Origin of the sequence: Streptomyces sp. NPDC001728 (assembly GCF_040297565.1) — a bacterium.
Lineage (GTDB): Bacteria > Actinomycetota > Actinomycetes > Streptomycetales > Streptomycetaceae > Streptomyces.
On record NZ_JBEOZK010000021.1, the window covers coordinates 105,007 to 126,456 of the forward strand.

At 72.9% G+C, this 21,450-nt stretch carries 15 protein-coding genes and 2 pseudogenes; 14 read left to right on the forward strand and 3 right to left on the reverse strand.

Features of this window, described 5'->3' with window-relative positions:
* The first annotated feature begins 31 nt into the window (after positions 1-31).
* The 13 genes and pseudogenes from ABT154_RS27135 (at position 32) to ABT154_RS27195 (ending at position 16,005) form a co-directional block, all read left to right on the forward strand.
* A complete protein-coding gene (locus ABT154_RS27135; RefSeq protein WP_351859968.1) occupies positions 32-931 on the forward strand; it encodes a TatD family hydrolase in 900 nt (299 codons plus the stop codon).
* Between the two features lie 152 nt (positions 932-1,083).
* Positions 1,084-2,352 (forward strand): resuscitation-promoting factor, encoded by a 1,269-nt coding sequence (locus tag ABT154_RS27140; RefSeq protein ID WP_351859970.1) that lies wholly within the window; start codon positions 1,084-1,086, stop codon positions 2,350-2,352.
* A gap of 116 nt (positions 2,353-2,468) precedes the next feature.
* Positions 2,469-3,341 (forward strand): 16S rRNA (adenine(1518)-N(6)/adenine(1519)-N(6))-dimethyltransferase RsmA, encoded by an 873-nt coding sequence (gene rsmA, locus ABT154_RS27145; protein WP_351859972.1) that lies wholly within the window; start codon positions 2,469-2,471, stop codon positions 3,339-3,341.
* Positions 3,338-4,255, forward strand: a complete 918-nt coding sequence (locus ABT154_RS27150) for a 4-(cytidine 5'-diphospho)-2-C-methyl-D-erythritol kinase (protein ID WP_351859973.1) — start codon at positions 3,338-3,340, stop codon at positions 4,253-4,255. The genes rsmA and ABT154_RS27150 overlap by 4 nt, the downstream gene beginning before the upstream one ends.
* Before the next feature lie 254 nt (positions 4,256-4,509).
* A pseudogene (locus ABT154_RS27155) lies at positions 4,510-4,896 on the forward strand (hypothetical protein); the annotation flags it as partial.
* Positions 4,897-4,970: 74 nt separating this feature from the next.
* On the forward strand, positions 4,971-6,776 hold the full coding sequence (locus ABT154_RS27160) for an ABC-F family ATP-binding cassette domain-containing protein (protein ID WP_351859975.1): 1,806 nt from the start codon (positions 4,971-4,973) through the stop codon (positions 6,774-6,776).
* 112 nt (positions 6,777-6,888) lie between these two features.
* The gene (locus ABT154_RS27165; RefSeq protein WP_351859977.1) at positions 6,889-8,784 is read left to right on the forward strand and encodes a hypothetical protein; all 1,896 of its coding nucleotides are present in this window, start codon (positions 6,889-6,891) and stop codon (positions 8,782-8,784) included.
* Positions 8,785-8,797: 13 nt separating this feature from the next.
* Positions 8,798-10,696, forward strand: a complete 1,899-nt coding sequence (locus ABT154_RS27170; RefSeq protein WP_351859979.1) for an outer membrane protein assembly factor BamB family protein — start codon at positions 8,798-8,800, stop codon at positions 10,694-10,696.
* Positions 10,697-10,938: 242 nt separating this feature from the next.
* Positions 10,939-11,622: a response regulator transcription factor gene (locus ABT154_RS27175; protein WP_351859981.1), complete on the forward strand. Its 684-nt coding sequence runs from the start codon at positions 10,939-10,941 to the stop codon at positions 11,620-11,622.
* A gap of 166 nt (positions 11,623-11,788) precedes the next feature.
* Positions 11,789-12,835, forward strand: coding sequence for a galactose-1-phosphate uridylyltransferase (gene galT / locus ABT154_RS27180; RefSeq protein ID WP_351859983.1), 1,047 nt, complete (start codon positions 11,789-11,791; stop codon positions 12,833-12,835).
* The gene (gene galE / locus ABT154_RS27185; RefSeq protein WP_351859985.1) at positions 12,832-13,830 is read left to right on the forward strand and encodes a UDP-glucose 4-epimerase GalE; all 999 of its coding nucleotides are present in this window, start codon (positions 12,832-12,834) and stop codon (positions 13,828-13,830) included. The genes galT and galE overlap by 4 nt, the downstream gene beginning before the upstream one ends.
* Positions 13,827-14,966 (forward strand): galactokinase, encoded by a 1,140-nt coding sequence (gene galK / locus ABT154_RS27190; RefSeq protein ID WP_351859987.1) that lies wholly within the window; start codon positions 13,827-13,829, stop codon positions 14,964-14,966. The genes galE and galK overlap by 4 nt, the downstream gene beginning before the upstream one ends.
* A gap of 241 nt (positions 14,967-15,207) precedes the next feature.
* Positions 15,208-16,005: a LuxR C-terminal-related transcriptional regulator gene (locus ABT154_RS27195; protein ID WP_351859989.1), complete on the forward strand. Its 798-nt coding sequence runs from the start codon at positions 15,208-15,210 to the stop codon at positions 16,003-16,005.
* Here ABT154_RS27195 and ABT154_RS27200 read toward each other — a convergent pair.
* Complete coding sequence (locus ABT154_RS27200) at positions 15,964-16,461, reverse strand: MarR family winged helix-turn-helix transcriptional regulator (RefSeq protein ID WP_351859991.1); 498 nt, start codon at positions 16,459-16,461, stop codon at positions 15,964-15,966. The genes ABT154_RS27195 and ABT154_RS27200 overlap by 42 nt on opposite strands.
* 162 nt (positions 16,462-16,623) lie before the next feature.
* On the opposite strand from ABT154_RS27200, the gene ABT154_RS27205 reads away from it, so the two are divergent.
* Positions 16,624-17,466 carry a trans-aconitate 2-methyltransferase gene (locus tag ABT154_RS27205; protein ID WP_351859993.1) on the forward strand — a complete coding sequence of 281 codons (843 nt, stop codon included), beginning with the start codon at positions 16,624-16,626 and terminating at the stop codon, positions 17,464-17,466.
* Between the two features lie 283 nt (positions 17,467-17,749).
* Here the strand turns inward: ABT154_RS27205 and ABT154_RS27210 are convergent.
* Both ABT154_RS27210 and ABT154_RS27215 read right to left on the reverse strand, forming a co-directional pair.
* Positions 17,750-19,222, reverse strand: a pseudogene (locus ABT154_RS27210) (FG-GAP-like repeat-containing protein); the annotation flags it as partial.
* A 264-nt stretch (positions 19,223-19,486) separates the two neighbouring features.
* Positions 19,487-21,199, reverse strand: a complete 1,713-nt coding sequence (locus tag ABT154_RS27215) for an FG-GAP repeat domain-containing protein (RefSeq protein ID WP_351859996.1) — start codon at positions 21,197-21,199, stop codon at positions 19,487-19,489.
* Positions 21,200-21,450 lie beyond the last annotated feature (251 nt).

The following is a 21,450-nucleotide window of genomic DNA, read 5'->3' on the forward strand; positions in this document are numbered from 1 at the left end:
GGGCACGCGTGCGCCTCGTACGATCGGGGCCATGAGTGCCAAGGACGCCCCGCCGCCGCTGCCCGAACCCCTCCTGGTGGAGGTCGCGGACTCGCACACCCATCTGGACCTCCAGTCCGGGACCGTCGAGGAGGCCCTCGTCAAGGCCGCCGCCGTCGGCGTGACCACGGTCGTCCAGGTGGGCTGCGACGTGAAGGGCTCACAGTGGGCCGCCGAGACCGCCGCCGCCCACGAGCACGTGCACGCGGCCGTGGCCCTGCACCCCAACGAAGCCCCCAGGATCGTCCTCGGCGACCCTGGGGGCACCTCCCAGCCCCCTGGGGCCGGGGGAGGCGGGGCCCGGCAGGGCGCCCGGCGAGGTGGCGGCGACGCCGCCCTGGACGACGCGCTCGCCGAGATCGACCGCCTCGCCGCCCTCCCGTACGTCCGGGGCGTGGGCGAGACCGGCCTCGACTTCTTCCGTACGGGCCCCGAGGGCATCGCCGCGCAGGAGCGTTCCTTCCGTGCCCACATCGAGATCGCCAAGCGGCACGGCAAGGCGCTCGTCATCCACGACCGGGAGGCCCATGCCGACGTGCTGCGGGTCCTGGACGAGGAGGGCGCCCCCGACCGGACGGTCTTCCACTGCTACTCCGGCGACGCCGCCATGGCCGAGATCTGCGCCGCCAAGGGCTACTACATGTCCTTCGCCGGCAATGTCACCTTCAAGAACGCCCAGCATCTGCGGGACGCGCTCGCCGTCGCCCCGCTGGACCTCGTCCTCGTCGAGACCGACGCCCCCTTCCTCACCCCGGCGCCCTACCGGGGCCGCCCGAACGCCCCGTACCTGATCCCGGTCACGCTCCGGGCGATGGCGGAGGTGCGGGGGATCGGGGAGAACGATCTCGCCGAGGCGATCGCCGTGAACACGGCCCGCGCGTTCGACTACTGAAGTCCGGCGGGCCCGGTCCCGGGCCCGGTCCACGGGCCGCTGCCGGTGCCGGTGCCGGTGCCGGTGCCGGTCCCGTGCCGTGCATAACGATTACGTTTCGTGGTCGTGCCGTTCGTATGAGTGACGGAGGTCGGGGCTAGGGTCCCGGCCTCGTGAGCACTTCCCAGGGCAGTCACCGAGCGGGACGGCAGGCCGCGCCCCTGCCCGTGCACGAGCAGCCGACGATCGAGGCACCCCTCGTGGTGCCCGCACCGGCAGCCGTCCCCGGACAGGGCTCCCGGACCGGGTCCCGGCGGGCCGCCCGCCGCCGCAGGGCCTCCGGGCCCGCCGGGGAGGGGCTGCGCAGGCTCGTCCCGCAGGCCCTCGTCGTCGCCTTCCTCGCCGGCGGCACCACCGCGTTCGTCGCCGACGACAAGGCCGTCCAGCTCACCGTCGACGGCGTGCCCCGCACCCTGCACACCTTCGCCGACGACATCGGCGAACTCCTCGCCGACGAGGGCCTGGCCGTCGGCGACCACGACATCGTCGCGCCCGCCCCCGCCGAGGCCCTGGCCAGCGGAGACGAGATCGTCGTCCGGTACGGACGGCCGGTCGCCCTCACCCTCGACGGCCAGCGCCGCCAGGTGTGGACGACCGCCGGCACGGTCGAGGGGGCGCTGCGCCAGCTCGGGGTCCGCGCGGAGGGCGCGTACCTCTCGGCCTCGCGGGGGGCAGCGATCTCCCGGCAGGGCCTCGCCCTGGACGTACGCACCGAGCGGAGCATCACCTTCCTCGCCGACGGGCGGGAGCGGACCGTCCGGACGAACGCCGCGACCGTCGGGGAGGCCCTGGCCGAGGCCGGGATCACCCTGACCGGGCAGGACGTCACCTCCGTCGCCCCCGGCTCCTTCCCGCGCGACGGCCAGACGGTCAACGTGCTGCGGATCACCGGCTCCCGGCAGGTGCGGGAGGAGGTGATCCCGTACGCGGTGGAGAAGGTCCGCGACCCCGGGCTGTTCGCGGGGTCCGAGGTCGTCGAACGGCAGGGTGTTCCCGGGGTGCGCCGGGTCACGTACAGCCTCCGCACCGTGAACGGCGTCCGGCAGCGGCCCCGCCGCACCGGGGAGGAGATCGTCCGCGAGCCCGTCAGCCGCACCGTGCGGGTCGGCACCCGGCCGCTGCCCACCTCCGTCGCCGGGGCCGACGGCCTCGACTGGGGCGCGCTCGCCGCCTGCGAGTCCGGCGGCCGGCCGGGCGCGGTCGACGTCTCGGGGACCTACGGCGGGCTCTACCAGTTCGACCCCGGCACCTGGCAGGCGCTCGGCGGCAGCGGCGTCGCGCAGAACGCGCCCGCCGCCGAGCAGACCTTCCGGGCGAAGAAGCTGTACGTGCAGCGGGGCGCGAGCCCCTGGCCCCACTGCGGCCGAAGGCTGTACGGGTGAGCCACGGCGGGACGGGGTCACGGGCCGGGCGGGCCGGGTCCGTACGGGGGAGCCCTGATCGCCCGGCCCCCGCTCGCGCCGGTGAGACCCGGTCGCGCAGGGCCTAGGCTGTACCGGTGAGCACCACCACCGGCCCCGAAAGCCCCGACGCCCTCCTCGGCCCCGCAGACATCCGTGAGCTGGCCGCCGCCCTCGGCGTGCGCCCCACGAAGCAGAAGGGGCAGAACTTCGTCATCGACGCCAACACCGTCCGGCGGATCGTCCGCACGGCCGAGGTCCGGCCCGACGACGTGGTCGTGGAGGTGGGGCCCGGACTCGGCTCCCTCACCCTGGCCCTCCTGGAGGCCGCGGACCGGGTGACGGCCGTCGAGATCGACGACGTACTCGCCGCCGCGCTGCCCGCCACGATCGCCGCCCGCATGCCGGCCCGCGCCGAGCGTTTCGCGCTCGTCCACTCGGACGCCATGCAGGTCCAGGAGCTGCCCGGCCCGGCGCCGACCGCGCTCGTCGCCAACCTGCCGTACAACGTCGCCGTGCCGGTCCTGCTCCACATGCTGGAGCGGTTCCCGAGCATCGAGCGGACCCTCGTCATGGTCCAGGCCGAGGTCGCCGACCGCCTCGCCGCCAAGCCCGGCAACAAGGTCTACGGCGTGCCCTCGGTCAAGGCCAACTGGTACGCGGAGGTCAAGCGGGCCGGCTCCATCGGCCGGAACGTCTTCTGGCCCGCGCCGAACGTCGACTCCGGTCTCGTCTCCCTGGTCCGCCGCACCGAACCCCTCGCGACGACCGCCTCCCGCCAGGAGGTCTTCGCGGTCGTCGACGCGGCCTTCGCGCAGCGCCGCAAGACGCTCCGCGCGGCCCTCGCGAACTGGGCGGGATCGCCCGCCGCGGCCGAGGAGGCCCTCGTGAAGGCCGGGATCTCGCCGCAGGCGCGCGGCGAGGCGCTGACGGTGGAGGAGTTCGCCCGGATCGCGGAGGCGAAGGCGTGAGCGCTCCCCGTGGCGTGACCGTACGGGTCCCCGCGAAGGTCAACGTCCAGCTCGCGGTCGGCGCGGCCCGCCCCGACGGCTTCCACGACCTGGCCAACGTCTTCCTCGCCGTCTCCCTGTACGACGAGGTGACGGCGACCCCCGCCGGGACGCTGACGGTCACCTGCGAGGGCCCGGACGCCGACAAGGTGCCGCTCGACCGCACCAACCTGGCCGCGCGCGCCGCCGAACTGCTCGCCGCCCGGCACGGCATCGCGCCGGACGTGCGCCTGCACATCAAGAAGGACATCCCGGTCGCCGGCGGCATGGCCGGCGGCAGCGCGGACGGGGCGGGCGCCCTGCTCGCCTGCGACGCGCTGTGGGGCCTGGACACCCCCCGCGACGTCCTCCTGGAGATCTGCGCCGAACTCGGCTCCGACGTGCCGTTCAGCCTGGTCGGCGGGGCGGCGCTCGGCACCGGACGCGGCGAGAAGCTCGAAGAGCTGCCGGTCGGGGGCACCTTCCACTGGGTGTTCGCCGTCGCCGACGGCGGGCTCTCGACCCCGGCGGTGTACGGCGAGTTCGACCGCCTCGCCGAGGGCGTGGACGTCCCCGAGCCGGCCGCCTCCCCGGCCCTCCTCGAAGCCCTGCGCACCGGTGACACCGCCGCCCTCGCCGGCGCCCTCGCCAACGACCTCCAGGCCCCGGCGCTCTCCCTGCGCCCCCCGCTCGCCGCGACCCTGGCGGCCGGCACCGAGGCGGGCGCCCTCGCGGCCCTGGTCTCCGGCTCCGGCCCGACGACGGCGTTCCTGGTGAAGGACCCGGAGACGGCGGCCACGGTCGCCGCCGCCCTGACCGCCTCCGGCACCTGCCGCACGGCGCGGGTGGCGACCTCACCGGCGGCAGGCGCGATCGTCCTCCAGGGCCTGTCCTAGGACTGTCCTAGGACCAATGCCGGTGACTTTAGGTGTTGCCCGGTCCGGTGATCGTGACGATGGGCGGGTCGGGTGGCGGCCTGTCGCGGTGTTCGGCTCGTTTCAGGGGCCAGTTGGACATCTTGCGTTTGATGACGCGGGGACTGGTCCGTTGACGGCGCTGGGGTAAGAGGCGTTCGGTGATCTCAGCCCGGGTACGGGCCAGTGCCCGGGCGAGTCTGCCGGGGGAAAAGCGCCGCCTGGGCGGGCACCACGTTCCGTACGTCGAGTTCCTGAACTTCGCGTTCGTGTGGCTGGCCGTCCACCAGCTCGGCTTCCTCCGCGCCGACGGCATGATCCGCCGCCCGGCCCTGCTCGCCGGGGCGGGCCTGCTCACCGCCGTCCTCGTCGCCGTGTTCCGCCGCTTCGAGGCCCCGGTCCCGGCCGCCCCGGCGCACGGCGGGGGCGGCCCGGTCGCCGCCGTCGGCATCACCCTCGCCCTGCTCGGTGTCCTCGGTCTCTCCCTGACGGGTTTCGGCGGCCTCCTGACGGGCCACTCGGCCACCCTGATCGCCGTCCCGGTCACCGCCCCGGCGGCCGTCGCCCTCGCCCTGGCGGGCTGGCTGCTGGTGGAGCGGGCCGGGCGCCGCCCCGGGGCCTGACGCCGGGGGCCCGGGGCGGTCCGTGCGGGGACGTACCCTGGGACGTCGATCGATCACCCCGTACAGGAGTCAACGTGGCCGTCAATCTGGTCAATGTCGAGGCCGTCACCAAGGTCTACGGCACCCGTGCCCTCCTCGACGGGGTCTCGCTCGGCGTCTCCGAAGGGGAGCGGATCGGTGTCGTGGGCCGCAACGGCGACGGCAAGACCACCCTCATCCGGATGCTCGCCAAGCTGGAGGAGGCCGACACCGGCCGGGTCACCCACAGCGGCGGGCTGCGCCTCGGCGTGCTGACCCAGCACGACTCGCTCGACCCGAAGGCCACCATCCGCCACGAGGTCATCGGCGTCATGGCCGACCACGAGTGGGCGGGCAGCGCCAAGATCCGCGACGTGCTCACCGGGCTCTTCGGCGGGCTCGACCTGCCCGGTTTCGAGAACGGCCTCGACACCGTCATCGGCCCGCTCTCCGGCGGTGAGCGCCGCCGCATCGCGCTCGCCAAGCTGCTCATCGACGACCAGGACCTCCTCGTCCTCGACGAGCCCACCAACCACCTCGACGTCGAGGGCATCGCCTGGCTCGCCAAGCACCTCCAGGAGCGCCGCTCCGCGCTCGTCTGCGTCACCCACGACCGCTGGTTCCTCGACCAGGTCTGCACCCGCATGTGGGACGTGCAGCGCGGTGCCGTCCACGAGTACGAGGGCGGCTACTCCGACTACGTCTTCGCCCGTGCCGAGCGCGAGCGCATCGCCGCCACCGAGGAGACCAAGCGGCAGAACCTGATGCGCAAGGAGCTGGCCTGGCTGCGGCGCGGCGCCCCCGCCCGTACCTCCAAGCCGCGCTACCGCATCGAGGCCGCCAACGAGCTGATCGCCGACGTGCCGCCGCCGCGCGACACCTCCGAGCTGATGAAATTCGCCAACGCCCGGCTCGGCAAGACGGTCTTCGACCTGGAGGACGTGACCGTCACCGCGGGCCCGAAGACGCTGCTCCAGCACCTCACCTGGCAGCTGGGCCCCGGCGACCGCATCGGTCTCGTCGGCGTCAACGGCGCGGGCAAGACCTCACTCCTGCGCGCCCTCGCGGACGCCGCGGTCAGCCAGGGCGAGATCCAGCCCGCCGCCGGCACCGTCACGGTCGGCAAGACCGTCCGGCTCGCCTACCTCTCCCAGGACGTCACCGAACTCCCGGGCACCCTGCGGGTCCTGGAGGCCGTCCAGCAGATCCGCGACCGCGTCGACCTCGGCAAGGGCCGCGAGATGACGGCCGGCCAGCTCTGCGAGCAGTTCGGCTTCACCAAGGAGAAGCAGTGGACGCCGGTCGGCGACCTCTCCGGCGGTGAGCGCCGCCGCCTCCAGCTGCTGCGTCTGCTGATGGACGAGCCGAACGTGCTCTTCCTCGACGAGCCCACCAACGACCTCGACATCGAGACCCTGACGCAGCTGGAGGACCTCCTCGACGGCTGGCCGGGCTCCATGGTCGTCATCTCCCACGACCGGTTCTTCATCGAGCGGACCACCGACAAGACGCTCGCGCTGCTCGGCGACCGGACCCTGCGGATGCTGCCGCGCGGCATCGACGAGTACCTGGAGCGCCGCCGGAAGATGATCGAGGCGTCCGTCCCGACGCCCGCCGCCGCGCCCGCGCAGTCGAAGCCGGGTGTCTCCGCCGCGGACGCCCGCGCCGCGAAGAAGGAGCTGCAGAAGGTCGAGCGGCAGCTCGACAAGGTCTCCGACAAGGAGGCCAAGCTGCACACCCGGATCGCTGACAACGCCACCGATTTCGAGCTGGTGGCGAAGCTCGACGCGGAACTCCGCGAACTCGCGGGGGAGCGCGAGGAACTGGAGATGCGCTGGCTCGAACTGGCCGAGGACGCATAACGAGGGCATCACGGGCCGGTCCTCCCTTGGGTACAAGGGGCGGACCGGTCGCTTTTGCGCCATCACGCGAGTGGTAGAAAGAAAAGCCGCTCACGTCAAGGGGGAACCGCTGATGACCCAGCCGCCCAGCAACCAGCCGCCGGGGGGCTTCGGAGCTCCCCAGGATCCGAACCAGGCCCCGGGCCAGAACCAGGGCCCGAACCTGGGCAAGACCCCGGGTACGCCGCCCGTTCCGCCGCAGGCGCCGCAGACCCCGCCGCCGCCGGCCGGTCCGCCCGGCATGCCGCCGGCCGCGCCCCCGGCCGCGCCCCCGGCCGCCCCGCCGGCCGCGCCCGGACCGTACGGGCAGCAGCCGCAGCCCGGTTACGGCTACCCGCAGCAGGGCCGGCCCGGACCGTACGGCCAGCAGCCGCCGTACGGCTACCCCCAGCAGGGGCAGCCCGGCTACGGCCAGCAGCCGCAGCAGCCCGGCCCGTACGGCCAGCAGCAGAATCCGTACGGCGGTTACCCGACGCAGCCCATGTACCAGGGCGGCCAGACCCCGCCGCCGCCCGGTGGCGGCGGGCCCCTCAAGGGCCGGACCGGTGTCGTCGCGGCCGTGGCCGCCGGCGCCGTCCTGGTGGCCGCCGTCACCACCTGGGCGGTCGTCGGCGGTGGCGACGACAAGGAGCCGGTCGCCGGTCCGACCGCCACCGCCTCGTCCTCGTCGAACGCCCCCAAGCCGACCGAGTCGGTCGACAAGGGCGACGGCTCCGGTGACGGCTCCAACCGCGAGGAGGACCTCAACGCCGGTCGCAAGGACGGCGAGGCGAAGGTCGACTGGCTGCTGAAGAACGATGTCGATCTGCCCCGCAACGGCGCCGACGTCTACGGTCCCTGGATCGTCGGCGACACGGTCGTCAAGGCGATGTACAAGGGCGTCGACGGCTACAGCCTCACCGACGGCTCCCCGAAGTGGCACGTCGACGTGCCGTTCGAGCTGTGCGCGGCGCCCGCGAACCCCTCGGCGACCGGTGTCATGGTCTTCGGCTACGCCGAGAGCGCCAAGGACGGCGCCAAGTGCAGCGAGCTCCAGCAGATCGACCTGAAGACCGGCAAGGCGGGCTGGAAGAAGTCCGTGCCGAAGCCCAAGGGCCTCTTCGCGTTCTCGGACAACACCCTGGCCATCAGCGGCAACACGCTGACCGTCGCCGGCACCAGCAGCGCCTACGGCTTCTCCCTCGCCGACGGCAGGCAGCTGTTCACCGGTCCGACGAGCGGCTGCAAGCCCTTCGCGTACGCGGGCGGCAGCAAGCTGATCGCGGCCATGGACTGCCCCTCGGGCAGCAGCACCAAGAAGATCCAGGCCGTCGGCCCGGTCGACGCGGCCACCGGCAAGCCCCGGTACACCTTCAAGCTGGAGGCGGGCTGGGAGGTCGACAAGGTCTACTCGGTCGACCCGCTGGTCGTCTCCGCCACCCAGCGCGAGCCGAAGAAGTGGACCATCTTCACGCTCAACCCCAACGGCACGCTCCGCTCCCAGATCCAGGGCGGCAAGGACAAGTTCGCCCCGTCCTGCGGCGGTTCGTTCGTCATCTTCGGGCGCAACCTGGAGGGCTGCACGGGTGTCGCGGCCGACGCGAACAACTTCTACATGGCCACCGACGTCGGCTACGGCGAGTCCAACGAGGTCGTCGCGTTCGACCTGAAGACGGGCAAGCCCAAGTGGCGTTCCAAGGCCCCCGAGGGCCAGTCCATGACGCCGCTGCGCATGGAGGGCTCCGAGGTCCTGCTGTACGTGGACTCCTCGTACGACAAGGGCGGCGCGGTCGCGACGCTCGCCCCGACCGGTGGCGCGCCGAAGATCCTGCTCCAGCACCCGGCGTCGACGTCCGAGATCGAGAACAGCTTCTACAGCCCGGGGTACGCCTACGGCGGCGGCACCTTCGTCGTGGCGAGCGGGCGCGTCTCCGCCTCGAACGACAAGGAAGAGAAGTTGGTCAAGACGATGATGGCGTTCAGCAAGTGAGGTACGAGGACCGATGACGCAGCCACCCCCGCCGCCGAACCAGCCCCCGGATCCGCAGGGCGGCTTCGGGGCCCCGACGCCCCCGCCGCAGCAGCCGGAGCCGGGCTACGGCTACCCGCAGCACGCCCCGGGACCGGACCAGTCGTACGGCTATCCGCAGCAGCCCGACCAGGGTTACGGCTACCCGCAGCAGCCCGGACAGGGTTACGGCCAGCAGCAGCCGTACGGCTACCCCGGCGCCCAGCCGCAGCAGCCTTCCTACGGCGGCCAGCCGCAGCAGCCGCAGCAGCCTCCCTACGGCGGCCAGCCGCAGCAGCCCCCGTACGGCGGTCAGCAGCAGCCGGCGCAGCCCCCGTACGGCTACCCGACGCAGCCCCAGCAGGCCTACGGCGGGTTCCAGCAGCCCACCCCGCCGCCGGCACCCGGCGGCGGCAGGAAGCTGTCGGCGCAGATGCAGATCATCATCGCGGCGGCCGTCGCCGTCGTGCTGATCGTCGGCGTCGGCATCTGGTACGCCGGTTCCGACGGCGGCGGTGGCAAGGACGACCAGGCCAAGGGCTCGGCGGGCACCTCGCAGGGCGCGGGCGGCGACGGCGGGAAGACCGGCGGCACCAGCGGTCTCGGCGGTGACGGCAAGGAGAAGGCGCCCGCGAACACGCAGGCGAAGCTGGCCTTCTCGGTCGACGAGCCGAAGGTCCCGGACGTCACCGACGTCTCGGGTTCCTGGATCACCGACAAGGCGTACGTGAAGACCGGGGTCAACTCGGTCGTCGCCTACGACCGGGACAAGGGCACGGTCCAGTGGACCCTGCCGCTGGCCGGTCAGGTCTGCGGCGCCTCCCGGCACAAGACCGCCGACAACAAGGTGCCGATCCTCTTCGAGGCCAAGAAGCGCGTCGCCCCGCGCTACTACCAGCAGTGCACCGAGGTCGGCCTGGTCGACCTGAACACCGGCAAGCTGCTGTGGACCTCCTCGGTCACCGGCGGCACCGGCGGCGACCAGAAGGTCCGCTTCTCCGAGGTCACCCTCAGCGGGAAGACGGTCGCGGCCGGCGGCACCGACGGCGGCGCCGCCTTCGACCTGGCCAACGGCAACGCGCGCTGGAAGCCGCAGGCCAACGACCAGAACTGCTACGACCTGGGGTACGGCGGCGGCGAGGGCCTGGTCGCGGTCCGCAAGTGCGGCGCGTACGACAGCCAGTCCGTGCTGATCCAGAACCTCGACCCGATGACGGGCGCCCCGGTCTCGCAGTACAAGATGCCGACCGGTGTGAAGTACGCGTCGGTGGTCTCCACCAAGCCGCTGGTCGTCGCGGCCGACGTCGGCGACACCGCCGGTGACGGCAGCGGCATCTCGGACTTCTTCTCGATCGACGAGAAGACCGGGAAGCTCAAGGCGAAGATCACGGCGGACGCGGACCAGTACGCGGGCCGCTGTCGCTCGACCAAGGTCGAGTCCTGCCAGCAGGTGCTCGTCGGCAACAACCGGCTGTACGTGCCGACCGAGGAGCACGAGGGCTCCACCGGCGAGTACGGCGACGAGACGAACGAGATCATCGCCTTCGAGCTGGCCACCGGGAAGATGGTGCCGGAGAAGGCGGACGCGGGGGACAAGTACACCCTCGTCCCGCTCCGCATGGACGGCGGCGACCTCATCGCGTACAAGGAGCCGCCGTACGACAAGGGCGGCCGGATCGTGTCGATCAACGCCGGCACGATGAAGGAGACGCTCCTCCTGGAGAACCCGGGCGAGCGCTCGATCCGCGCGATGGAGACCAACACCAGCCTGACCGGTGCGGAACTCCTCTACGGGGACGGCCGGCTGTTCATCGCGGAGACGCTGGTGAGCAAGGCCAGGGAGGGCGCCACGGACAAGAAGTACCTGGTGGTCTCCTTCGCCGTGCCGCGCTGACGGCACGCGCGACCGACGCACGACCGACGTGGGCCCCTCCGGTGATCCGGAGGGGCCCACGCGCGTCCCGGGCCGGTCGTCCGGCCCCCGCCAGGGCCCGTGGCCGTCACCGGGAAGGGGGGAATTCGGCACCGGGACGGGTCTCCCGCTCGCGGTTGGGGCGATGGGGGGCGGGGGAGCGTGTACCTTGCCGGGTCAGGCGTGCCGGGGGACGGCGGGCGCGGACGAGGGGGGTGACCGGGATGGGCGTACGCCTGGTGGTGGTGGACGACCACCGTCTGCTCGCGGAGGCGCTGGCCTCGGCGCTCAAGCTGCGCGGGCACCGGGTGCTCGCGGCGGCGGCGCCGGTGGCGGGCGCGGCGGAGCTGGTGGTGAGCCGGGCGCCGGAGGTCTGTCTGCTGGGCACGGCGACACCGGATCTGCCGGGGGTCTTCGACCCGGTCGTGCGGATCAAGCGGGAGCGGCCGCAGGTGGCGGTGGTGGTGCTCGGCCCGGTGCCCTCGCCGCGCGGGATCGCGGCGGCGTTCGCGGCCGGCGCCTCCGGTTACGTACGGCACGACGAGCGGATCGAGGGCGTGGAACGCGCCCTGGTGAAGGCCCGGGCGGGGGAGTCGGCGGTGGCGCCGCAGCTGCTCAGGTCGGCCTTCGAGGAGCTGCTGCACCCTTCGGCGCAGCCGGACGACGAGGGGCAGCGCCTGCTGCGGCTGCTGACGCGGCGGGAGGTGGAGGTCCTCGTCCGGGTCGCGGAGGGGGAGGACACCCGGCTGATCGCGGCGGGGATGGGGATCGCGCCGAGCACGGCGCGGACGCATGTGCAGCGGGTCCTGATGAAGCTGGGGGTGGGCTCGCGCCTGGAGGCGGCGGCGCTCGCGGCCCGTACGGGGCTGCTGGACCGGGCGCTGCCGGGACCGCGCAGGCCGGTGTGACGGGGCCCTGAAGCCCGGCGTCGGGGCGCCCTGAGGTCCTGACGCCTTGATTCTTCGTTCCGTCCGGTTCCGTTCATCTGCGGGACCGGACTTCACCGTTGACGGTGATGTTGGAATGTGATTCCTTGTGTGTGGTTCTGTTTGATCCGCCCCGGAGGGCACCCCCGTGAAGAAGACCGTCACCACGCTCGCCGACGGGCGCGAACTGATCTACTACGACACGCGCGACGACACCGTCCGCACCGCCGTCGACCCGCGCCCCCTCACCCCCGTCGTCTCCCGCTCCGAGATCCGGTACGACGCCCTCACCGGCGACCCCGTCGCCGTCGCCTCGCACCGGCAGTCCCGCACCTACCTCCCGCCGGCCGACGCCTGCCCGCTCTGCCCCGCCAAGGACGGACGCGAGAGCGAGATCCCCGAGGCGGGCTACGAGGTGGTGGTCTTCGAGAACCGCTTCCCCTCGCTCTCCGGCGGCGTCGGCCGCTGCGAGGTCGTCTGCTTCACCGACGACCACACGGACTCCTTCGCCGACCTCACCGAGGAGCGGGCCGCCCTCGTCCTCGACGCGTGGACCGACCGCACCGCCGCACTCTCCGCGCTCCCCGGCGCCGAGCAGGTCTACTGCTTCGAGAACCGGGGCGCCGAGATCGGCGTCACCCTGCCCCACGCGCACGGCCAGATCTACGCCTTCCCCTACGTGACCCCCCGGACGGCGGCCATGCGGCGCCGCCTCGACGAGCACCGGGCCGAGACCGGCCGGAACCTCTTCGACGACGTGGTCGAGCGGGAGCGGACCGACGCAGAGCGGGTGGTCCTGGAGACCGAGCACTGGATCGCCTTCGTGCCGTACGCCGCCCACTGGCCGTACGAGGTGCATCTGCACCCCAAGCGCCGGGTGCCGGACCTCCTCACCCTCGAAGGGGCGGCCCGCGCGGAGTGCGCACAGGTCTACCTGGAACTCTTGAGGCGCTTCGACCGGATCTTCGGCCCGGGCGAGCCGCCGACGCCCTACATCGCCGCCTGGCACCAGGCGCCGTTCACGGATGCCCGGCGGGAGGACTTCGGACTGCACCTGGAGCTCTTCACCGTCCGGCGGGCCTCCGGCAAGCTGAAGTTCCTCGCGGGCACCGAGTCCGGCATGGGCGCGTTCATGAACGACGTCCGGCCGGAGGACGCGGCCCGACGACTGCGAGAGGTGGCGACAGCCGAGTGAGCACGGACACGAAGAAGTACCTGGTGACGGGTGGGGCCGGATACGTGGGCAGCGTCGTCGCCGCCCACCTCCTGGAGCGGGGCCACCGGGTCACCGTCCTCGACGACCTCTCCACCGGCTTCGCCGAAGCGGTCCCGGCGGGCGCCGAGTTCGTCCAGGGCCGCGTCCAGGACGCCGCGAAGTGGCTGGACGGCTCCTACGACGGCGTCCTGCACTTCGCCGCCTTCTCCCAGGTCGGCGAATCCGTCGCCAGGCCGGAGAAGTACTGGGAGAACAACGTCGGCGGCACCATGGCCCTGCTGGCCGCCATGCGCTCCGCCGGGGTGCGCAGGCTCGTCTTCTCCTCGACCGCCGCGACCTACGGCGAGCCGGAGACCGTGCCGGTCACCGAGACCGCGCCGACCGCGCCCACCAGCCCCTACGGGGCGAGCAAGCTGGCCGTCGACCACATGATCGGCGGGGAGTGCGCCGCCCACGGCCTGGCCGCCGTCTCGCTGCGCTACTTCAACGTGGCGGGGGCGTACGGCCCGCTCGGCGAGCGCCACGCGCCCGAGTCGCACCTGATCCCGCTCGTCCTCCAGGTCGCCCTGGGCGAGCGCGAGGCGATCTCGGTGTACGGCGAGGACTACCCGACCCCGGACGGCACCTGTGTCCGCGACTACATCCACGTCGCCGACCTGGCCGAGGCCCATGTGCTGGCGCTGGACGCGATGACGGCGGCCTCCGTGCCGGCCGGTGAGCACCTGGTCTGCAACCTCGGCAACGGCAACGGCTTCTCCGTCCGCGAGGTCGTCGAGACCGTACGGAAGGTCACCGGGCACCCGATCCCCGAGATCACCGCCGAGCGCCGCCCCGGCGACCCGGCCGTCCTGGTCGCCTCCGCCGACGCGGCCCGCGAGCGGCTCGGCTGGGCGCCGTCCCGGCCCGACCTGGCGGCCGTCGTCGCCGACGCCTGGGCCTTCGCCCGGCTCCGCCGCGAGGAGGGTTCCGCATGAGCGTCGCCGAGGACTTCGAGGCGCTGTACGGCGCCGCCCCCGACGGCGTCTGGGCCGCCCCCGGGCGGGTCAACCTCATCGGGGAGTACACCGACTTCAACGAGGGCTTCGTGCTGCCGCTCGCGCTGCCGCACACCACCGTCGCCGCCGTCTCCCGGCGCGAGGACGGCGTCCTGCGCCTGCACTCCGCCGACATCGACGGCGGTGTCGTCCAACTGGCCGTCGACGCCCTCAAGCCGCTCTCGGGCACCGGCTGGGCCGCCTACCCGGCCGGTGCGGTCTGGGCGCTGCGGGAGGCGGGGCACCCGGTGACGGGCGCGGACGTGCACCTCACCTCGACGGTGCCGACCGGCGCCGGGCTCTCCTCCTCGGCGGCCCTCGAGGTCGTCACCGCGCTCGCCCTGAACGACCTGTTCGAACTCGGGCTCACCCGGCCCGAGATCGCCCGGCTCGCGCAGCGCGCCGAGAACGACTTCGTCGGCGTGCCCTGCGGGGTCATGGACCAGATGGTCTCCGCGTGCGCCGAGGAGGGCCACGCCCTGCATCTGGACACCCGGGACCTCTCGTACCGCCAGGTCCCCTTCGACCTCGCCCACGAGGGGCTGCGGCTGCTCGTCGTCGACACCCGGGTGAAGCACGCGCTCGGGGACGGCGCGTACGCGGAGCGGCGCGCCGGGTGCGAAGCGGGTGCGCGGGCGCTCGGTGTCCGTACCCTGCGCGACGTGAGCGCCGAGCGCCTGCCCGAAACCCTCGGACGTCTGAGCGACGAGACGATGCGGCGGTACGTCCGGCACGTCGTCACCGACAACGCGCGCGTGGAGCGGATCATCGCGCTGCTCGACGCCGGAGCCACCCGCGCCGTCGGCCCGGTCCTCACCGAGGGGCACGCCTCCCTCCGCGACGACCTGCGGGTCTCCTGCCCCGAGCTGGACCTCGCCGTCGAGGCGGCGAACGCCGCCGGGGCGCTCGGCGCCCGGATGACCGGCGGCGGCTTCGGCGGCTCGGCCGTCGTCCTGGTCGACACCGACCGGGCGGACGCGGTCGCCGCCGCCGTGGAGAAGGCCTTCGCCGACGCCGGTCACGCCCCTCCGGGGATCTTCCCGGCCGTTCCCTCGGAGGGCGCGCGCAGGATCTGAACCCTCCCCGCGCACGCGCGACTTCGGACAGTTCCGCGAATCGGCCCCCGCCGTGACGCCCCACCCCTACTCTGAGGGGCGGCGCCGGTGGGGGCCGGTGCTGTTCAGGGTGCGAGTCCCGGTCGGGTACGGCGCCGGAAGCGGGGTACCAGTCAACGCACGGCGGCGGTCGTGCATCCGACGGACCCGCCTCCGGCGCCGTGCCCGCGTCGGTTCCGTTCCTCGACACTTGGGGGTGTCCGTGGCACGTATCCGTGTCCTGGTGGTGGACGACCACCGCGTCTTCGCCGAATCGCTGGCCGCCGCACTCGCGGCGGAGCCCGATGTCGACGTCGCCGCCGCGGGAAGCGGCCCGGCCGCCGTGCGCTGCCTGGAGCGCGGTGCGGCGGAGGGGCGCAGGTTCGACGTGCTGCTCGTCGACGCCGAGCTGGGCGCGGGCCCGCCGGGGGCGGCCGTGGCCCGCGCGGTCCCGGACGACGCCGAGGGCGCCGAGGGTGCCGTCGACGGGATCTCACTGGTGGCGGGGGTGCGCAGGGCGCAGCCCGCGGTCCGCACCGTGGTCCTCGCGGAGAAGGACGACCCGCGGCGGGCGGCGCTCGCCCTCCAGGCCGGTGCCTCCGGCTGGGTGGCGAAGGACTGCTCGCTGCAACGGCTCCTCGCGGTGGTGCGGGGGGTGCTGCGGGACGAGACGCATCTGCCGCCCGCGCTGCTCACCGGGGTGCTGCGGGAGCTGACGGAGGTGCGCAAGCACCGGACGGACAGCGAGCGTCTGGTGGAGTCGCTGACCCCGCGCGAGCGGGAGGTGCTGCGGTGCATGGTCGCGGGTCTGGGCCGCAAGGCGGTCGCGGAGCGGCTCTTCCTGTCGCCGCACACGGTCCGTACGCATATGCAGAACGTGCTGGGGAAGCTGGGGGTGCACTCGACCCTGGCGGCGGTGGCGCTGGCCCGCCGGGCGGGCGTGGGTCCCGCGCGGCTGGGTGAGGGGCCGCTGTCCGGTCTAGCCGGGGACGTTGTCGAACGGGGCGGTCAGCCGGCGTAGCAGTCCGGCCAGTTCGGCGCGCTGGGCGCGGGAGAGCTGGGCGAGGATGGCGCGCTCCTGGGCGAGGAGTCCGGCGAGTGCCTCGTCGGCGCGGTCGCGGCCCTCGGGGGTGAGCCGGACGAGGACGCCGCGCCGGTCGCTGGGGTCGGGCAGCCGCTCGACGAGGCCCTTCTTGGTGAGCCGGTCGATGCGGTTGGTCATGGTGCCCGAGGTGACCAGGGTCTGGGTGAGGAGCTGGCCGGGGGAGAGCTGGTAGGGCGCTCCGGCCCGGCGCAGTGAGGTCAGGACGTCGAACTCCCAGGGCTCCAGCTGGTGCTCGGAGAAGGCGAGCCGACGGGCGCGGTCGAGGTGCCGGGCGAGCCGCGAGACGCGGCTGAGCACCTCGAGCGGTTCCACGTCGAGGTCGGGGCGCTCGCGGCGCCATGCTGCGACCAGTCGGTCGACCTCGTCCTCCATGACGATCAGTGTAGAGGGTCTGTTGACATAAAGTCTCTTGGGGTCGAGTTTCTTGCCTTCGAGTATCTTGATGTAAAGATATATTCCCCGGGCTTCGGGGAAGAGACCCCGCCGGAACCGCGTTCCGTTTCGGCTACTCGTGCCAGCAAGGGGGCTTCGAACATGCGTTCCGTGGAAAGCGGCGTACCCACCACACCGACCTGGGACCCGCGGCAGTACCTCCGCCACACCGGCCATCGGACCCGGCCCTTCCTCGACCTGCTCGCCCGCATACCGCGTCTCCCGGCCGAGGACCGCCCGGCCCGCATCGCCGACCTCGGCTGCGGACCCGGCAACGTCACGGTCCTCCTCGCCGACCGGTGGCCCGACGCCCACATCACCGGCTACGACCTCTCGCCCGACATGCTGGAGCTGGCAGCGAAGGACTGGTCGGGCACCACCCCCGGCGGCGGCCGGCTCGACTTCCGGCCCGCCGACGCCGCCCACTGGACCCCCGCCGAGCCCTTTGACCTCATCGTCTCCAACGCCGCCCTCCAGTGGGTGCCCGACCACCCCGAGTCCTTCGCCCGCTGGATCGACGGACTCCACCCCGGCGGCACCTTCGCCTTCCAGGTCCCCGGCAACTTCACCGCGCCCAGCCACACCCTGCTCGGCGAACTCTGCGAAACCCCGGAATGGCGCTCCCGCCTCGGCGACCGGGGCCGCCGCCTGGTCCATGTCCTCGACCCCGCCGACTACCTCACCCGCCTCATCGACCTCGGCTGCGAGACGGACGTCTGGGAGACCACGTACTGCCAGCTGCTCCAGGGCGAGGACCCCGTCCTCGACTGGGTCAAGGGCACGGCCCTGCGGCCCGTCCTCACCCTGCTGGGTGACGACCGGGACGCGGTGGACGCCTTCCTCGGGCAGTACCGCGTCCTTCTCCGCGAGGCCTACCCGCCGGGCCCGCACGGCACCGTCTTCCCCTTCCGCCGCATCTTCGCCGTCGCTCGCAGGAAGAGTTGAGCGCCGCCGGGGCGTGACCGCGGCCGGGCCCCTGAACGCGCGGGCGCCCCGCACCGGAACTCCGGTACGGGGCGCCCGCGCGGGTCCCGGGCCACCGGGACGCACGGTCGTGTCAGGACACGCTGTTGTAGACGCCGTAGCCGTTGCCGACCCTGAACCGCTCGGCGAACTTGCCCGGCGAGGTGTTCAGGTAGCGGTAGAGGTCGCCGCCCGGGGTGATGCCGAACAGGTCGGCCTTGCCGTCGGCGTTGAGGTCGCCGGGGGCGACGAGCTTGGAGTACGCGTTCCAGCCCGTGCCGATCTTCTGCCGGCCCGTGAACGGCTTGCCCGCGACGCCGGTGCCGGGGTAGAGGTACAGGTCGCCGCCCGGGGTGCGGGCCACGATGTCCGTGCGACCGTCGCCCGTGTGGTCGCCCGCGCCGACGATCCTGTCGTACGCGCCCCAGCCGCTGCCGACCCGGACGCGGGCGCCGAGCGCGGTGCCGGTGCCGTTGCCCGGGTAGAGGTAGAGGATGCCGGAGGCGTCCCGGGCCAGCAGGTCGCCCTTGCCGTCGCCGGACAGGTCGCCGGGGCCGATGATCGTGTTGTACACGCCCCAGCCGCCGCCGACGTCGACGCCGTCGATGAGGAGACGGCCCCGGTAGATCTCCGCGATGTCGGACGAGGCGTCCTGGTCCATCGTGGACAGGTGGGTGAAGGCGGCACCGGCCCAGCCGCCGGCGGTGCCGACCTGGCGGCGTGCGGTGAGGCCGCCGCCGGTCGAGGCGCGGTACCAGTACAACGTGCCGGCCGTGGTCCGTGCGAGGACGCCGTCCTTGGTGCCGGTGACCGGGTTGTTGCCCGCCCCGCCGAACTGCGGGACCCCGGCCCAGCCGCCGGGGGAGCTGAGCTGCTGACGGCCCGCGAGGGTGCCATCGCCCTTGCCGGTGTAGTACCAGAGCGTGCCCTTCAGGTCGCGGGCGATCAGCTCGCCGTTGCCGTCGCCGTTGTCGTCGCCGACGGGCAGGATCTGGTTGTAGGCGTTCCAGCCGCCGCCGAGGGACCGGCGGGTGGCGAACGGCTTCGCCTTGTCGCCCGTGCCGGCGTAGAACCACAGGGTGCCGGTGGTGTCGCGGCCGAGCAGGTCCGCCCAGCCGTCGCCGTTGTTGTCGCCGATGCCGAGGAGCTGGTCGTAGGCGTTCCAGCCGGGGCCGAGCGCCACCCGCGCGGAGAACGGGGCGGTGCGGTTGCCGGTGGCGTAGTACAGGTACAGGTTGCCGTCGAGGTCGCGGGCGACCAGGTCCGCACGGCCGTCGTCGTTCACGTCCCCGGGCGCGACGATCTTGTTGTAGATGTTCCAGCCGTTGCCCCGCCACGCGTAGCTCGCTTTGGTGGGCGTCGCGTCCGCGTACAGGGTGAGGGCACCCTGCCGGGACAGCGTCAGAACCTCGGGGCCGCTGGCGTTCCCGTCCTGGTTGCCGATCGGGATGATGTCCTTCGGAGGCTCCGTGAAGGACCCGAAGCCGCCGCCCTGGCCGGAGGTCGTGGCCGTGTAGACCTTGCCGTCCACGTCGCGGTAGATCAGATCGCCGCCGCCGTCGCCGTCGAAGTCCGACAGCTGCGGCGAGGCGCCGACACCGGCGGTCGCCTGGGCGGACTGACGGGCCGCGCCGCTCAGCGGGCGCGTCAGGGGCGGCGGGACGAAGCGGTCCGCCGGCTTCTCGACGGCCGGGTGCGGCCCGGGTGTCCCGGCCGAGGCCGGGACCGCGAGCAGCATGCCCGCGGAGAGTACGAGTGCGGTGCACACGCCGAGGCGCGTGCGGGTGAAGGGAACAGAACGCAAGAGATCCCCCCCAGGGATCAGGATGTCTTCGGTCCGGGCACGGGTCCGCGGCGCCCCGCCGCGGAGGAGAACGCGTACGAAGGGCGGACCCCCCGGATGCGGGGGAGCTTACCTCCCGGACATGACACGGCCCGGCGCACGGGGGACGCCCCGCACCGGAGAACCGGTGCGGGGCGTCCCACGGGGTGCGCGGTAGGACTAGTACAGGCCGTTGTAGGTCTGGTAGCCGGTGCCGATGGAGGCGCGCGTCTTGAACGGGGAGCCCGCCGAGCCGGTGCCGGAGTAGCGGAACAGCTCGCCGCCCGAGTTCACCGCGAGCAGGTCGGCCTTGCCGTCGCCGGTGATGTCACCGGGCGCCTCGATCTTCGGGTACGCGTTCCAGCCGCCGCCGATCTTGATGGGGCTCTTGAACGGGGTGCCGGCCTGACCGGTGCCCTGGTACAGGTACAGGTTGCCGTCCTTGGCACGCGCCACGAGGTCGTTCCGACCGTCGCCGCTGAAGTCGCCCGAACCGACGATCCGGTCGAACGCGTTCCAGCCGCCGCCGATCTTGACGCGGGCGTGCAGGGCGGTGCCCTCGATGTTGCTGCGGTACAGCCACAGGACGCCGTCGCGGTCCCGGGCGACGAAGTCGCCGCTGCCGTCGCCGTTCAGGTCGCCGGGTCCGGCGATCAGGTTGATCGAGCCCCAGCCGCCGCCGAAGTCCTTCTGGTTGCCGTACAGGTGGCCCTGGTAGATCTCCAGCGTGTCGGATACCGAGTTCCGGCCCAGCGAGTTGACCTCGTAGATCGTCGAGCCGGCCCAGCCGCCGTCGTCGCTGATCTTGACGCGGGCCGCGAGCCGGCCGTTGTTCAGCGCGTCGTACCAGTAGAGCGTGCCGGCCTTGTCGCGGGCGACCATGCCCTCCTTGCCGTGCGCCGGGAGGCTGCCCGTGCCGGAGAACTGGTCCACCCCGGCCCAGGCGCCGGTCGAGCCGACCTTCTGGCGGGTGGTGTAGTAGCCCTTGCCGGTGCCGTAGTACTCCCACAGCGTGCCGTCGGTCCCGCGCGCGAGGACGTCGGGGACCCCGTTGGCGTTGTCGTCGTCGATGCCGATGATCTGGTTGTACTGCTGCCAGCCCTGGCCGACCAGCTTGCCGGGCTTCACCGTGTACGGGCTGCCGGTGCTGCCGTAGTAGAAGAGCGAGCCGGAGGGCGTACGGGCGAGGAAGTCGCCCCGGCCGTCGCCGTCGCTGTCGCCGAGGCCGATCAGCTGGTCGTAGGCCTGCCAGCCGTTGCCGATCTTCTTGGGCGCGTGGAACGGGGCGCCCGGGGTGCCGGTGGAGACGTAGGCCCACAGCTCGCCCGCGGGCGTACGGGCCAGCACGTCGGCGCGGCCGTCGCCGCTGAGGTCGCCGGGCGAGAAGAGCTTGTTGTAGACCTGCCAGCCCGCACCGGACCAGCGGAAGGTGCCGTAGGACGCGGTGGAGTCGCCGTACAGGCTCAGCCGGCCGTACTTCGAGAGCGTCAGGATCTCCGGGCGGCTGCCGTTCAGGTCCTGGTCGCCGATCGGGATGATGTCCGTGACGAAGGCGGTGTCGCCGTCGCCACGGCTGAACTCGCTGCCCGAGGAGTTCGTCGTCGCCGTCTGCAGGGTGCCGTTGATGCGCAGCACCATGTCGCTCTTGCCGTCACCGTCGAGGTCCGAGCGGGACGGCGGACGCTCCGCCGTGACGCCGGCGATCCCGGCGGAACGAGCGGTGTCGGCCTGCGGGACGGCCCGCTTCGACGGCGCGGCGGGCGTCTGCGAGGGCTTCTCGACGGCCGCGTGCGGGGCCGGGGTGTCGGCCGAGGCGGGACCCGCGAGGATCATGCCCGCGGAGAGGGCGAGAGCGGTGCAGCCGACGAGGTGACGGGCACGCTTGGAACGCATGAAGAACAAAAGAGATCCCCCCCAGGGATCAGAGGTTCGACAGAACCACACAGGGGGGTTCGAACAGGCGTCGAACGGCGTCAGCGCATGACGGAATGCACGCGGAGACGACCTCGTCGGACGGTCGGAACACCCCCCCGGATGTGTAAGGCGAGTCTACTCATGGGAGGGCCGGGCGCCAGATGTTTACCCGGCCGAATCCGACCGTCCGGTCGGATCTCCCGTCCGCGCCCGATCCCTCGTGTTCGGCG

Excerpts from the sequence above, each read along its gene's own strand:
- ABT154_RS27135 (WP_351859968.1), top strand. The coding sequence starts at position 32 with ATGAGTGCCAAGGACGCCCCGCCGCCGCTGCCCGAACCCCTCCTGGTG.
- ABT154_RS27165 (WP_351859977.1), top strand. The coding sequence starts at position 6,889 with ATGACCCAGCCGCCCAGCAACCAGCCGCCGGGGGGCTTCGGAGCTCCC.
- ABT154_RS27170 (WP_351859979.1), top strand. The coding sequence starts at position 8,798 with ATGACGCAGCCACCCCCGCCGCCGAACCAGCCCCCGGATCCGCAGGGC.
- ABT154_RS27175 (WP_351859981.1), top strand. The coding sequence starts at position 10,939 with ATGGGCGTACGCCTGGTGGTGGTGGACGACCACCGTCTGCTCGCGGAG.
- galK (WP_351859987.1), top strand. The coding sequence starts at position 13,827 with ATGAGCGTCGCCGAGGACTTCGAGGCGCTGTACGGCGCCGCCCCCGAC.
- ABT154_RS27200 (WP_351859991.1), bottom strand. The coding sequence starts at position 16,461 with ATGGAGGACGAGGTCGACCGACTGGTCGCAGCATGGCGCCGCGAGCGC.
- ABT154_RS27205 (WP_351859993.1), top strand. The coding sequence starts at position 16,624 with ATGCGTTCCGTGGAAAGCGGCGTACCCACCACACCGACCTGGGACCCG.
- ABT154_RS27215 (WP_351859996.1), bottom strand. The coding sequence starts at position 21,199 with ATGCGTTCCAAGCGTGCCCGTCACCTCGTCGGCTGCACCGCTCTCGCC.